10 protein-coding genes and 1 tRNA gene are annotated in these 13,889 nt (G+C 71.0%); 9 read left to right on the top strand and 2 right to left on the bottom strand.

The annotated features are described in order from the left end of the window. Positions 1-3 precede the first annotated feature (3 nt). Positions 4-894, top strand: coding sequence for an NAD(P)H-binding protein (locus tag ACIA8K_RS25665; protein ID WP_396063465.1), 891 nt, complete (start codon positions 4-6; stop codon positions 892-894). A 136-nt stretch (positions 895-1,030) separates the two neighbouring features. On the opposite strand, the gene ACIA8K_RS25660 is transcribed toward ACIA8K_RS25665, so the two are convergent. Further along, entirely contained in the window at positions 1,031-1,993 is a 963-nt protein-coding gene (locus tag ACIA8K_RS25660; protein WP_396063463.1) for an NAD(P)-dependent alcohol dehydrogenase, read from the bottom strand. Positions 1,994-2,056: 63 nt separating this feature from the next. Here ACIA8K_RS25660 and ACIA8K_RS25655 point away from each other — a divergent pair, with 63 nt between their 5' ends. From ACIA8K_RS25655 to ACIA8K_RS25635, 5 genes are all read left to right on the top strand, one after another. Beyond that, positions 2,057-4,606, top strand: coding sequence for a sigma factor-like helix-turn-helix DNA-binding protein (locus tag ACIA8K_RS25655; RefSeq protein WP_396063461.1), 2,550 nt, complete (start codon positions 2,057-2,059; stop codon positions 4,604-4,606). 665 nt (positions 4,607-5,271) lie between these two features. Next, entirely contained in the window at positions 5,272-6,720 is a 1,449-nt protein-coding gene (locus tag ACIA8K_RS25650; RefSeq protein WP_396063539.1) for a non-reducing end alpha-L-arabinofuranosidase family hydrolase, read from the top strand. A gap of 118 nt (positions 6,721-6,838) precedes the next feature. Further along, complete coding sequence (locus ACIA8K_RS25645) at positions 6,839-7,225, top strand: nuclear transport factor 2 family protein (RefSeq protein ID WP_396063459.1); 387 nt, start codon at positions 6,839-6,841, stop codon at positions 7,223-7,225. A 22-nt stretch (positions 7,226-7,247) separates the two neighbouring features. After that, a complete protein-coding gene (locus ACIA8K_RS25640) occupies positions 7,248-8,033 on the top strand; it encodes a helix-turn-helix domain-containing protein (RefSeq protein ID WP_396063457.1) in 786 nt (261 codons plus the stop codon). A 149-nt stretch (positions 8,034-8,182) separates the two neighbouring features. Continuing rightward, positions 8,183-9,967: a DUF4832 domain-containing protein gene (locus tag ACIA8K_RS25635; protein WP_396063455.1), complete on the top strand. Its 1,785-nt coding sequence runs from the start codon at positions 8,183-8,185 to the stop codon at positions 9,965-9,967. Positions 9,968-10,016: 49 nt separating this feature from the next. Here ACIA8K_RS25635 and ACIA8K_RS25630 read toward each other — a convergent pair whose 3' ends face one another. After that, complete coding sequence (locus ACIA8K_RS25630; RefSeq protein ID WP_396063453.1) at positions 10,017-11,612, bottom strand: cellulase family glycosylhydrolase; 1,596 nt, start codon at positions 11,610-11,612, stop codon at positions 10,017-10,019. Between the two features lie 233 nt (positions 11,613-11,845). Between ACIA8K_RS25630 and ACIA8K_RS25625 the strand changes: the two genes are divergently transcribed. The 3 genes from ACIA8K_RS25625 (at position 11,846) to ACIA8K_RS25615 (ending at position 13,889) form a co-directional block, all read left to right on the top strand. After that, entirely contained in the window at positions 11,846-13,417 is a 1,572-nt protein-coding gene (locus ACIA8K_RS25625) for a Na+/H+ antiporter (RefSeq protein WP_396063451.1), read from the top strand. A 7-nt stretch (positions 13,418-13,424) separates the two neighbouring features. After that, positions 13,425-13,760: a hypothetical protein gene (locus tag ACIA8K_RS25620; protein ID WP_396063449.1), complete on the top strand. Its 336-nt coding sequence runs from the start codon at positions 13,425-13,427 to the stop codon at positions 13,758-13,760. Positions 13,761-13,816: 56 nt separating this feature from the next. Next, positions 13,817-13,889: transfer RNA gene (locus ACIA8K_RS25615), tRNA-OTHER, on the top strand.

Raw genomic sequence — 13,889 nt, 5'->3', positions numbered from 1 at the left:
GGAGTGAAGGTTCTCGTTGCGGGCGGGAGCGGGCTGATCGGCGCGCACGTCGTGGAGGTGCTGCGGGAGCGCGGTCACACGGTGACCACTGTGGCGCGGTCGCAGGCAGACCACGTTGTCGACCTCGGGCAGGCCACCGATGAGCAGCTGCGGGGGATGATGGCTGGGCAGGACGGTGTCGTCTACGCGGCGCGCACCGACGAGCAGCGGCCGATGCCGAAGCCGGTCTACCCGGCGTTCCGTGCCGTGATGGTGGACCCGGTGACCCGGCTGTTCGCGGCCGCGCGGGAGGAGGGCCTGGTCAGCGGCGTGCTGATGGGCTCGTACTACACCCACTTCGACAGGGTCCACCCGGAGTGGAAGCTGACCGATCGGCACACGTACATCAGGTGCCGGGTCGAGCAGGCCCGGGAGGCGCGCGCGACAGGGCTGCCGATCGCGGTGATCGAGCTGCCGTTCGTGTTCGGCCGCGCCGGTGACCGGCTGCCGAACTGGTCGGGGCCGCTCGACCGGTGGGCGAGGTCGGGTGCGCCGCTGTTCGCACCGGGCGGCGGCACCGCGGCGGTCTCCGCGCGAAGCGTGGCCGAGACGGCCGCGGACGCGCTGGACCGGGCGAGCGGCGAGGACCTCCCGGTCTCGGACGAGAACCTGAGCTGGCGGGAGCTGTTCACCCGGCTGGCCGCCGCGGTCGGCCGTCCCCGCACGGTGCGCCGCCTGCCGGACGCCGCGGTGCGACTCCCGATGGCGCTGGGCAAGGCGCTGCTCTCCGCCCGCGGGCTCGAGTCCGGCACCGACCCGCGGCACTTCGCCCAGCTGGCGCTCACCGGCCTCTACATCGAGCCGCTGACCGGCCGCTCGCTGAGCCCGGCGCTCGAGGAGACGTTCCGGCCCTGACCAGGAACGGGTTTCCCACTCTGCGGGTGGTTGCGGCCCGCACGCTCCCCCGGCGACCGGACGGCATGTGACGGTTGGCCTGATCTCGTCGCACGTGGGGATCGTGTGCCGGCCGGGCCAGGCCTTTGGTAGGCGGTCACGCTTCGGCGCCGGGAGGCGTGAGGTCGGCGCGCGGGTCGAGGACGATCCGTCCCGCGACGCCGCCCTGCGCGAGGCGGTGGTGCGCCCGAGACGCGGCCGCCATCGGCAGCACGTCCGCGACGACCGGCCGGAGCAGGCCGTCGTCGACCGCGCGGGCCAGGGCGTCCAGCTCGGCCGTCCCGGGGTCGTTGGTGAAGGTGACGATGCCCGGCCGAAGCGTGGAGACGACCGAACGCACCAGACGGTCCGGGTCCAGGGCGAGCGCGATCAAGCGCCCGCCGGGCTTCAACGACCTGCGGTACGCCCCGATCCCCGACCCCACCAGGTCGAGCACGACATCGAAGGGGCCGAGGCCGGCCGGCTCCGTCGTGCGGTAGTCGAGGGCCAGGTCGGCGCCGAGCGCGGTGACGAGCCCGAGATGCTCGGCGCGGGCCAGGGCCGTCACGTGCGCGCCGAGTGCCCGCCCGAGCTGTACGGCGAGCACGCCGACGCCACCGGCGGCACCGCGGACGAGCAGGGCGGTGCCGGCGCCGATGGTGACCTTCTCGGTCAGGGCGCGGAGCACCGTGGTGCCGGCCGCCGGCAGCGCCGCCGCCTCGGTCAGGCCGATCGTCGTGGGGGCGGGCGTCACCAGGTGCGCGGGCACCGCGACACGTTCGGCCGTGCTGCCCACCCGCAGATGCGGCAGGACGCCCCAGACCTCTTCGCCGGCCCTGCCCGGGTCGACCCCGTCACCCACCGCCTCGATCACGCCGGTGAAGTCGCCGCCGAGCCCGCGGGGCAAGGGCTCGCGCAGCACCCGGCGCAGCTTTCCGGCACGCACGTGCAGCTCGACGGGGTGGACACCGGCCGCACGTACGCGCACCACCACCTGCCCGCGCTCCGCCACCGGCTCGGGGACGTGTACCGACCGCAGCACCTCGGGTGGGCCGTACCTGTCGTATCTGATTGCTCGCACGGGATCCCACCGTAGGCAGGACGGCCGGTGGCGGGTATCGGTCGCGTGACTGCATCATGAGGCATGGTGATCATGGGGCGTGCGGCGGAGCTGAGCCGGGTGACGGCCGGCGCGGATCCCCTCCTGCTGGTGTCCGGAGACCTCGGAACGGGCAAGACCGCCCTCCTGGAGCACGCGGTCCGGGCGGCGGCGGACGCCGGAACCCGGGTGCTGCGCGCGGTCGGCAGCGAGGCGGAGTCGGCCCTGCCCTGTGCGGGACTGCACCAGCTCCTTCGGCAGTCGCCCGCGCTTCCCTTCGCCGCCGGAATCGCCCTGTTGGAGGCGCTGACCGCGATGCAACCCGTCCTGGTCGCCGTCGACGACGCCCAGTGGCTCGACCGGGCCTCCCTCGACGCGCTTGCCTTCGCCGGCCGGCGGCTGAGCGGCACCCGGGTCACCATCGTGCTCGCGCACAGCGGAGAGCCGCCGGTGCCGGGATTTCCCACCGTCGCCCTGGGCCCGCTGGACCCGCGCGCGGCCGGAGAGCTCCTCGACAGCCAGCCCTCTGCCCCGACCGGCCCCGCCCGGTCCGAGCTCCTCGCCCAGGCCGCCGGCAACCCCCTGGCCCTTATCGAGTTCGCCGGTACGCCGTACGTCCGCGCCCCGGGCCCGCTGCCGGTGGCCGCGCGGTGGCATCGGCACTTCGCCCCGCTGATCGACGCACTTCCGGCGCGTACGCGGGAGGCTCTCCTGCTCTCGATCGCCGGGGACGCCGGACCGGCCGGTCCCGTCTGGGCGCAGCATCCGCTGGCCAGATCCGTCGTCTACCACGGCGCCTCCCCGCGGGCCCGCCGGGCCGCGCACACCACGTTCGCCGCGACCCCGGGACTCGCGCCCGATCGCCGCGCATGGCACCTGGCCGCCGCCAGCCCCGGACCGGACGCGGCGGTGTCGGCGGACCTGGAACGGACCGCCGACACCGCCCGTCGCCGGGGCGGCCACGCGGCGATGGCCGAAGCCCTGCACCGCGCCGCCGACCTCGCCGAGACGACTGAGGAGCGGGTGCGGTTGCTGGTCCGGGCGGCACAGACGGCAGTGTTCACCGGCGACCTGGCCCGGGTCGAGAGCCTCGCCGACGCCGTGCGCGCGCAGACCGACGACCCGCACCTGCTGGCTCTGGCCGAACTTCAGGTCGGCAGGCTGGCCGGGATGACGAACCGGCACGCGGTCGTCTTCGAGCGACTGACCCGAGCCGCCGTACCGCTGCTCACCGCCGATCCGGCTGTCGCCGGTGATCTGCTGGCCGCGGCCACAGCCGTCCGTTACCAGTCCGGCGACGACGAGCAGGGACGCCGCCTGCGCACCCTGCTGTCCGCGCTGCCCGGCGACCCGTCCCGCCCCTCGCTGCACGCCTGGCTCACCGCGCTCTGCGATCCTCACCCCGACGGTGGACGCGGTGATCTGCTTGCCGCGGTGCTCGGGCCGGGCGAGGAGGGCGGCGCACGTCCCGAGTCGCTCAGCGCCTCCGCGGTCATGGCCTGGCTGCTGGACGAGACCCCGCTCGCCGTCCGCCTCTTCGACGAAGCCGCGCAGCACCCGCCGGCGCACGGCTCCCCGGTGGACTGCCTGGGCGGGGCCGCGCCGTACGCGTACCTGGAGCGAGGCCGCTGGCAGCAGGCCCTGGACATCTGCGACCGGATCACCACGACCGGTGGCGCTCTGGGCCTGGACCACGCGGTCGCCGGCGCGGCCGCCGCCGGTGCGACGGTGTTGGCCCTGCGCGGCCACACAGGCCGGGCCCGCGCCCGCGTCGCCGGCGCCCTCGCCCTGATCGACCCGCTGGAGAGCCGGGCCGTGGCGGTCTCCGCCCGGCGCGCGCTCGGCTCCGCGGCCACCGCGGACGGCGACTTCGGTACCGCGTGGGAACAGTTCCGGGGCGCCTTCACCGCGGACGGCTCGCCCGTGCACTACCACGCGAGTCTCCCGCTGCTCGCCGATCTGGCGGCCGCCGCCGCGCACACCGGCCACCACGACGACGCGGTACGGATCGTCGAGCGCAGCGCGCCCCGAATGGACAGCCCGCGCCTGCGGGCGATCCTGCACCGGGCTCGAGGCCTGCTCGCCCGGCCGGACCACGCGGAAGCCCACCTGCGGGCGGCCCTGGCGGATCCCGCCGTCAGGCACTGGCCGTTCGAGTACGCTCAGGCGACCCTGGATCTCGCCGCATGGCTACGGCGCCGGCGCCGGATCGTCGAGTCCCGCACCTCGCTCGCGGAGGCCGTCGCCCTCTTCGACCGCCTCGGCGCCGCTCCCTGGTCCGACCGGACCCGCGCCGAAGCCCGCGCGGCCGGCATGGCCGCCGACCGCATCCCGGGCGGCGGGCCGGAGACCGGCGATGCGGCCGATGTGACGGGTGGCCGTGCCGCTGTCGGTGCGGCGCTTGCTGCGCTCACCCCGCAGCAGCGCGAGGTCGTTCTGCTCGCGGGCCGGGGGCTCACCAATCGGGAGATAGGCGAACGCCTCCATCTTTCGCCACGCACGGTCGGGTCGCACCTCTACCGCAGCTTTCCCAGGCTCGGCATCACCACGCGCGTGCAGCTCAGGCTCCTGGCGTTGCCGGAACCCCTTGGCTGACGGGCGGTACACCTGGCTGCAATCGACGGCATGTGCACGCTGCCGCGCTTTCGTGGCATTCATGCTCGGCCATTCTGAATACGTTCCGCAAAAACCGTTATGAGGGCGCCGCTGCTGGGGTCAGGTGCGCTGTGGATAGGCGCGTGATCGCGTCATCCCGAGACGGCGGCGCGTTTCTCGGATGCCCCGGCCTGCATTTATGGCGGTGCCCGGGTTTCTGGCGTAGACCTTTAATGTATCCATCTACGCCACTTCTTGAATCTTCGGAAACAAGCTGTCAATATTGCGGGACATGAATGTTAGCGCTCTCATCTGAGTCAAGATCTGCACCGTGAGCGCCGCGAGCCTGCCGGACTCGTGATGCGGGTCCGCCATTCCCGCACGCTTCGTCACCGGCGAAAGGGCCCGGCGGTTCTTCCACAGTGCGGCCGCACAGCCCGCAGTTCCCGCCGCGGCCGCCGGAAGTCGTGCGGCGTTCGATCCGGGTCTCCGATGACAGCATCGCCGCGGACGCTCCACCCGCGGCCGACCGGAAGGAACCCTCTGACATGAACGGCCTCACCGGGGAGAACGCGCCACCCGCGGTCCCCCGCCGGCCCCGGGCCACGTCGACCACCGCCGGCCCGGCTGCCGTCACCTCCGCCCCGCGCCGCCTGTGGCGCGTCATGTTCGCGGTGGTCGCCATGGCGGCCGGCGCGGGCATCGTGACGGTCACCGCGTCCCAGGCGTCCGCGGCGACGATCGACACCACCGCCTCATACGTGCTCGTCAACCGCAACAGCGGCAAGGCCCTCGACGTCTACAACCTGGCCACCACCGACGGGGCCAGGATCACCCAGTGGGCCCGCAACGACCAGGTGCAGCAGCAGTGGCAGTTCGTCGACTCCGGCGGCGGCTACTACCGGCTGAAGTCCAAGCACTCCGGCAAGGTCCTCGACGTCTACAACTGGTCCACCGCGGACGGCGGATCGGTCGTGCAGTGGACCGACAGCAACGCCGCCAACCAGCAGTTCAGCGTGCAGGACATCGACGGCTACATCCAGCTGATCAACCGCAACAGCGGCAAGGCCCTCGAGGTCCAGGGCGCCTCCACCGCAGACGGCGGCAACATCGTGCAGTACGCCGACTGGGACGGCACCAACCAGCAGTGGCAGCTCGCGCGGGTCGGCTCCGGCAATCCGACCCCCACCCCGACCGGTGGCAGCGGCTGCACGCTTCCGTCGACGTACCGCTGGTCCTCGACGGGCCTGCTTGCCAACCCGAGGTCCGGCTGGGTCTCGCTGAAGGACTTCACCACCGCGCCGTACAACGGCAAGCAGCTCGTCTATGCCACGACGCACGACAATGGCACGTCGTGGGGTTCGATGAACTTCAGTCTGTTCACGAATTGGTCCGAGATGGCCTCGGCGAGTCAGAACGCGATGTCGTCCGGCACTGTGGCGCCGTCGTTGTTCTACTTCGCCCCGCGCAACATCTGGGTGCTCGCCTATCAGTGGGGTGGTGCGGCGTTCTCCTACCGGACGTCGAGTGATCCGACGAACCCGAACGGCTGGTCGTCGCCGCAGACGCTGTTCTCCGGGAGTATCTCCGGTTCGGGGACCGGGCCGATCGATCAGGCGGTGATCGGTGACTCGTCGAACATGTACCTGTTCTTCGCGGGTGACAACGGCAAGATCTACCGGGCGAGCATGCCGATCGGGAACTTCCCGGGCAGCTTCGGCTCCACGTCCACGGTGATCATGAGCGACTCGACGAACAACCTGTTCGAGGCGCCGCAGGTCTACAAGGTGCAGGGTCAGAACCAGTACCTGATGATCGTCGAGGCGATCGGTGCGAACGGGCGCTACTTCCGCTCGTTCACCGCGAGCAGCCTGGGCGGGTCGTGGACCCCGCAGGCCGCCACCGAGAGCAACCCGTTCGCCGGCAAGGCCAACAGCGGTGCCACCTGGACCAACGACATCAGCCACGGTGAGCTGATCCGGGTTAGTGCGGACCAGACCATGACTGTCGACCCGTGCAACCTCCAGCTGCTCTACCAGGGCCGTTCACCGAGCTCCGGCGGAGACTACGGACTCCTGCCGTACCGCCCGGGCCTGCTCACCCGGCAGCGGTAGACGAACCTGACGAGGCGGGCCCGGCGGGAACGCCGGGCCCGCCTCCGGCGCGTGCGGGGCCCGGGTGGTACATCCTGGCCCCGGCCGGGTCGCGCCGGGCCGCATAGCGTCGATCGGCATGAGCAACTCTGTGGTGCAGCGCCTGGTGGGCGCGTTGAACAGTCATGATCTCGATGGGGTGTCGGCCTGTTTCGGTGAGGACTTCCTGGGTGAGTGGCCGGCCCATCCGGGCCGGGACGTGCACGGGCCGGACCAGGTGCGCAGGAACTGGGAGAGGGTCTTCAAGACGTCGCCGGAGATCACGATCGAGGTGACGCACGCGGTCGAGGTGGGCGACGAGGTCTGGGGCGAGTGGTACTACACCAAGGCCGCCGGTCAGGACCTGCGCGGCGTCATTATCATCACGGTACGTGACGGGCTGATTCGCCGGTCGCGCTTCTACATGGAGCCGGTCGACGCCGCCGGTGCCGCGGTGCCGGGCGGCCCGCGCCTGGCCCGCGACTGACCGTACCTGTCAGAATGAGGCCGTGCGGCGGGACGACGACTTCGGGACCGCGCTGCGGACCCTCCGGTACCGGCTCACTCCGAGTGAGGCCGGTGTGCCGGCGTCGTTACCCGCCGTGCGGCGCGTACCGGGCCTGCGCCGGGACGAGCTCGCAGGCGTCGTGGGCGTCTCCGAGGAGCATCTGAAGCGCCTGGAGCAGGGGCGGCGGCGCCCGTCACCGGGCGTGGTCGACGCGCTCGCGCGGGCACTGCGGCTGGGTGTGGACGAGCATGCCCGCCTGCGCGCACTCGCCGGGTTCGCCTCGGCGCCGGAGCCGGACGGCCTGGTCCCGCGCGAGGTCACCCAGACCGCCCGCCGCATGCTCGACCGGCTTACCGAGGTCGCGGTCTGCGTCTGCGACGCGAGCTGGACGGTGCTCGACGCGAACAAGATCTGGCATGCGGACGTGTGCACGGTGCCTGACACCCCGGGCCGCGCGCGGAACGTGGTCTGGCGCGCGTTCACCGAGGTGGGCCCCTCGGTGTTCGAGGTGCCGGACCGGCTCGGCGGTTTCCGTGCCGCGGTCGTGGCCGAGCTGCGCGATACGGCCCGCCGCTACCCGGCCGATACCGATCTGGCGTCGATGGTCACCGACCTGCGCGCCCGGAGCGGGGAGTTCGCCCAGCTCTGGGACGCGCCGCCGGTCGCCGGTGGGCACGCGGACCGGCTGCGGGTGCCGAACCCGGCGCACGGCCACCTCTACCTGGATCTGGACGTGCTCACGCTCAACCCCGGCGACCTGCGCGTCGTCGTCTATACGGCGTCATAGCCGCACTCCCGGGGCCCCCGCTCGGGCGAACGGTCGAAAACACCACCATCTATGGCGTGGGTCACATCAGGCAGCAACGGGGCGAAATCAGCGCGTTTCGCAGTAAGACGGCGGCAATCGCCGGTCTGTGTGACAGGAAGGTTGATCATATGCCTCCGAAGATTCGATGGCTCGGTGGCGGGCTCGTGCTCGCCCTGGCCGCCGGCTCCGGCGTGGTCCTTGCCACCACGGCCAACGCGTCAATCACCGAACCCACAGCGACAAGCACCGCCACCGAGGTGACCTACCGGTTCGCGTACTCGGGCACGCCCGACTTCGCCCGCGCCTACATCGACACCGACCGGAACGCCGGCACCGGGTTCGCGCAGGGCGGCGCCGGTGCGGAGTTCATGCTTGAGAACGCCACGCTCTACCAGCATGGCGGCTCCGGCTGGAGCTGGACGCCGGTCACCACTGTCACGCACACGCATGCGGACGGCGTCGCGACCTGGACGCTGCCGCGCGCGGCGATCGGCGAGACGGCCACACCCGGCGACACGGACCTGGTCTTCCAGGTCGAGTCGCCCTCCCAGACCTCAGAGAAGATCACGCAGCGGTACGACTCGGCGCAGTCGCCGTCACCCACCCCGACCCCGACCCCGACCACGCAACCGGGTGGCACCGTTACCTACACCGCGAGCGGCGAGGTCATCGCGAACCCGGAACGGGGGCTCTACCACCACGCCGGCGAGTGCGACTCGTCCACCTTCGACGAGGCGACGCTTCGCGCGTACCGTACCGATGCCAAGATTTCGCTTGTCATGTGTGTGTTCTACCTGCGTGGGTTCCAGGCCGCGCCGATCAGTGCCGCGGCGCTGACCCACCTGCAGAAGCAGCTCGACACGGTACGGGCGGCCGGGCTCAAGACCGTGCTGCGGTTCGCCTACACCGACTCGGAGGCAGGCGACGACGCCCCGAAGGACCGGGTGCTGGCCCATCTCGACCAGCTCGCGCCGTATCTGACCCGCAACGCCGACGTCATCGAGGTCATGCAGTCCGGCTTCGTCGGCGCCTGGGGCGAGGGCTACTACACGCAGAACTTCGGCAACAACGGCGTCGTCACGGATGCCGACCGGGCCAACCGCAAGGCCGTGCACGACAAGATCCTCGCAGTGCTGCCGGCGACCCGGATGGTGCAGCTGCGCACGCCCGCGTTCAAGCGCACCATGTACGGGACCGCGGCGGTCACCGACGCGCAGGCGTACAACGGGTCCGCGCTCGCCCGTACCGGCCACCACAACGACTGCTTCCTGGCCAGCGACACGGACTTCGGCACCTACATCGACCCGGCCGTCGAGTACCCGTACCTGGAGGCGGACACCCGCTACACCGCGATGGGTGGCGAGACCTGCGCGGTGAACCCGCCCCGCTCCGAGTGCACCACCGCCACCGCGGAGATGGCCCGGTTCCACTGGACGTACCTGAACACCGACTACCACCCCGGTGTGATCGACGGCTTCCGGACCGGCGGCTGCCTCAGCACGATCGAGCGCAACCTCGGCTACCGATTCACCCTTGTCAGCGGTACGTATCCGCAGACGGCAAGGGCCGGCGGTGCGCTGCCGATCAGCCTGACGGTCCGCAACGACGGCTGGTCCGCCCCGATCAACCCGCGTGGCGCCGAGCTGATCCTGCGCGCCACCTCGAACGGCGCGGTGACCCGCCTGCCGCTCGCCGCCGACCCGCGCCGCTGGGCCGCCGGCACCACCCCCACCGTCACCGAGACCGTCACCCTGCCCGCCGGGCTCCCGGCCGGCGGCTACGAGCTGCTGCTCAACCTGCCGGACCCGCTGCTGCCGAACCGTGCCGAGTACGCGATCCGTACCGCGAACACCGGCACCTGGGAGCAGTCGACCGGCTTCAACGCGCTGCACACCACGGTCACCGTCTCCTGAGGGCGGCCGCTGATGCGCCGGGAGTCCGGCGCATCAGCGGGCCTCGTGGTCAACCGCAGGCTGCGCCGTTGAGTGTGAATCCGGTGGGCGCGGACGCGTTGCCGGTGTGGTTGGCCTGGTAGCCGATCGTGGTCGACCCTCCCGGCTGGAGCGTGCCGTTGTAGCCGACGTTTGTGGCGGTCACCGTGCCGCTGGCCGGGGCGTATCCGGCGCTCCAGCCGGAGACGATTGTCTGTCCGGCGGGCAGGGTGAAGGTGAGGGCCCAGCCGTTGACAGTGGAGCTGCCGGTGTTGGTGATGGTGATGCTGTTGGTCAGGCCGGTGTTCCACGCGCTGACCGTGCTGACGGCCCGGCAGGTGCCCGGCCGGGGCGTCGGTGATCCAGTGGGTGTCGGTGAGGCGGTGGGTGTCGCGGACGTGGTCGGCGTGGGGGTGGACTGGCCGCCGCCGGCCGCACCGATGATCGCGTTGATGATGCCCTGCTGGGTCACCGTGGCGGAGCTCCGGTCGAACAGCCCGAACCCGTGCTGCCCGTTCCAGCCGTTGTCCCAGTAGGCGGTGGCCGCGCCGTACTTCTTCGCGGTCGCCACGAGCGTGCGCGCGAAGTCCGCACGGTAGGTGTTGTTCGCCGCGTCGTAGGTCGTCTTGTCGATCGAGCCGTACTCGCCGACGAACACCGGATAGCCGCGGGCGACGAACGTGTCGTGGGTCTTCTTCAGCTGGGCGTCCAGATGGTCTTCCTGGCCCCAGGTCGACGTCTTGGCCGGGTTTGTCGCGTTCGGTCCCCACTGGGTGATGACGCCGTCCTCCTGCCCGGCGAAGTCCCACGGGTCGTAGTAGTGAACGGAGATCATCAACCGCTGTTCACCCGCGGGAATCGAGGACGACCGGTACTGATCGGTGGGGATGACGAGCCCGTAGTTGCCCACGGTGTAGTCGATGTTCGTGTTCCAGCCGGGCACCAGCAGCCATCGGGAGGCGTTGTTCCCGCCGGTACGGCGTACCGTGTCGACGAAGGTCTGGTTGTAGGTGTTGATGTTCGAATAGCACGGCTGGGTGGGTGCGCCGTACTGCCCGTCGAAGTTCTCGTTCATCGACTCCAGGATCAGACGGTCGTTGTAGCCCGCGAACTTCGTCGCGACCTGCTGCCAGACCTTCTGGTACTTGGCCCGGATCGTCGTCTGGTCCGACGCGTCACAGATCAGCCAGGAACCGGTGACGGACTTGTAGCCGTCCCCGTGCATGTTGATCAGCACGTACAGACCCTGGCTGTAGGCGTAGTCGACGACCTGCGCGATCCTGGTCAGCCATGCGGCGTTGACCGTGTAGTCCGGGCCCGCACCGATGTGTCCCAGGTAGGAGACGGGAATGCGAATCGTCTTGAACCCGGACGCCTTCACCCGGTTGATCAGGGTCTGGGTCACCACCGGGTTCCCCCAGGCGGTCTCGCTGGGAATGCCGTTGTTGTTGGCTTCCAGCTGGTTGCCCAGATTCCACCCGGCTCCCATGTCGGCGACCAGTGCGGAGGCGCTCAGGTCGGCCACGACATCGGCCGCGGCCGGTCTGGTCACGCCGTACACGGCGCCGGCGAACACCACGGAGGCGGCGATCAACGCCAGCCCCACCCTCCGTGCTCTCGATCTCATCGATGGTCCCCTCTCGTCAGGCGCGAAGCGGCGGAACCGGATGGTGGGTGTCCGGTTCACGCCTGACCACGAGTCTCGCCACGTCACATCCCCCTGTCAATCGATGTTCATCGAATTATCCGGTCGGCGGCAGGTGATCCATCGCTGCCTCGACGGCGCGCGCGGACCGGCGGGAGCGGGGTTCGCCGTCCGGTTGTGATCTCCACCCGGCGGTACGGCCTAAGCTTCCGGTCATGGAAGGCATTGTCGACACGGTGGTATTGGTAGTGATTGCTATCGCCGGGGCCGCGCTGGCCCGGCGGCTCGGCGTCGTCGCACCTCTGGTGCTGCTGATCGCGGGCCTGGGCCTGTCGTTCATGCCCGGTCTGCCGGAGGTCCACGTCGAGCCGGAGCTGGTGCTTGTCGGCCTGCTGCCACCGCTGCTCTACGTGGCCGCGCTGCAGACCTCGATCCCCGCGTTCCGCAGGGCGTTGCGGCCGATCATGCTGCTCGCGGTCGGACTGGTGATCTTCACGGCGTTGATCACCGGCTGGCTCCTGCACCTGCTGCTGCCCGAGGTGCCGCTGGCCGCCTGCGTCGCGCTCGGCGCCGTGGTCGCGCCGCCGGACGCGGTGTCCGCGACCGCCATCGCCCGCCGGATCGGCCTGCCGCGCGCGATCGTCACCCTGCTTGAGGGCGAGAGCCTGCTCAACGACGCGACGGCGCTGGTCATGGTCCGGATCGCGGGCGGTGCGCTGACCGGCGCGGCGGTCGGCTTCTGGGACATCGGCCGGGACATCGTGGTGATCACCGGCGGTGGCGTGGCGCTCGGGTTCGCGGCTGCCGTGCTTGCTGCGTGGCTGCTCAAGAGGGTCCAGGATCCGATGCTCGCGGACGCGGTGTCGCTGCTCACCCCGTTCGTCGTGGTGGTGGTGGCCGAGGAACTGCACACCTCGAGCGTGGTGGCCGTGGTGGTGGCCGGCCTCTACCTGGGCCACCGCATCCCGTACCTGCTGTCACCGACGTCGCGCCTGCAGATGGAGGCGGTCTGGCGGCTGATCATCTTCCTGCTCGAGGGCGTGGTCTTCCTGCTGGTCGGGCTGCAGCTGCGCGAGCTGGTCGGCGACCTGGAGACCGGGCTCGCCACCACGGTGCAGGCGACCGCGCTGGTGTTCGCCGCGATCGTGATCCTCCGGTTCGCCTGGATCTTCCCGGCCACCTACCTGGCCCGCCTCTTCCCCAAGATTCGCAACCGGGAGGCGCGCCCGGCGCCGGGCGGCCCGACAGTGGTGGCCTGGGCCGGCATGCGCGGGGTGGTCACGCTTGCCGCGGTGCTGACGCTGCCGCCGGTCGACGAGGTACCGGGCGGCTACCCACGTGACCTGTTCGTCTTCGTCGCCTTCGCGATCATCGTGCTGACCCTGCTGATCCAGGGCACCACGCTGCCCTTTCTGGCAAACCGCCTGGGGGTACGCGAGGACACGAGCACCGCGGACGCGCTCGCGGAGGCGGCCGTGCAGCACCGGGCCAGCCGGGCCGCGCTTGAGGCGCTCGAGGAGCACGCCGGCGACGCGCCCGCGTCGGTGGTGGACCGGCTCCGGGAGATCGTCGAACACCGGACCAACGGCGCATGGGAGCGGCTCGGCAGCCAGGAGCGGGAAACGCCGTCATCTGCCTACCGCCGCCTCCGACGCCAGATGATCATGGCAGAGCGACACGTCTTCAAGGTCGCTCGCAACGAGGGCCGAATCCCCGAGGAGGTCCTCACCCGCGCCCAGCGCGACCTGGACCTGGAGGACTCCCAACTCCACCGAAGCGACGACTGACACGCGGGTGAGAGTCGGCGCCCGGTTCACGCTTGACGCGCTTCAGCGGATCGGCCGCGCGGAGCAGTTCCACCACGACAACGACGCCGAGGCCGACGACCAGCGGGTGTCGGGTGTGATGTGGTTCGGTGTGCTGACGTCCACCGCGGCCATCCTCGGCATGCTGCTGTTCTTCGGGCTGTCCGACTCCACGGTCCGGCGGGCGCTGCTGGTCCTCGCGAGCGCGGTGATCGCGACCAACCTGTTCCTCATCGTCGAGATGAGCTACCCGTACTACGGCTCGTTCGCCGTGCGGCCCGACGCCTATCAGCATGTCATCGAGGATCTGCGGAAGGGACGCTGACCGGGCCGAAATTCGGCGGCGGCAGGTGGCGGCGCAGTCTAAGGTGGCTCCAGCGACGGCGTGTAGCTCAGCGAGACAGAGCACCGGGCTTGGACCCGGAGGGCGCGGGGGCGGGGCCCGCCACGCCGG

The sequence above is a fragment of the Catenuloplanes sp. NPDC051500 genome, assembly GCF_044454585.1.
GTDB lineage: Bacteria > Actinomycetota > Actinomycetes > Mycobacteriales > Micromonosporaceae > Catenuloplanes.
The sequence above is the reverse complement of the archived record's forward strand: the minus strand, read 5'-3'. Positions and strand labels throughout refer to the sequence as shown.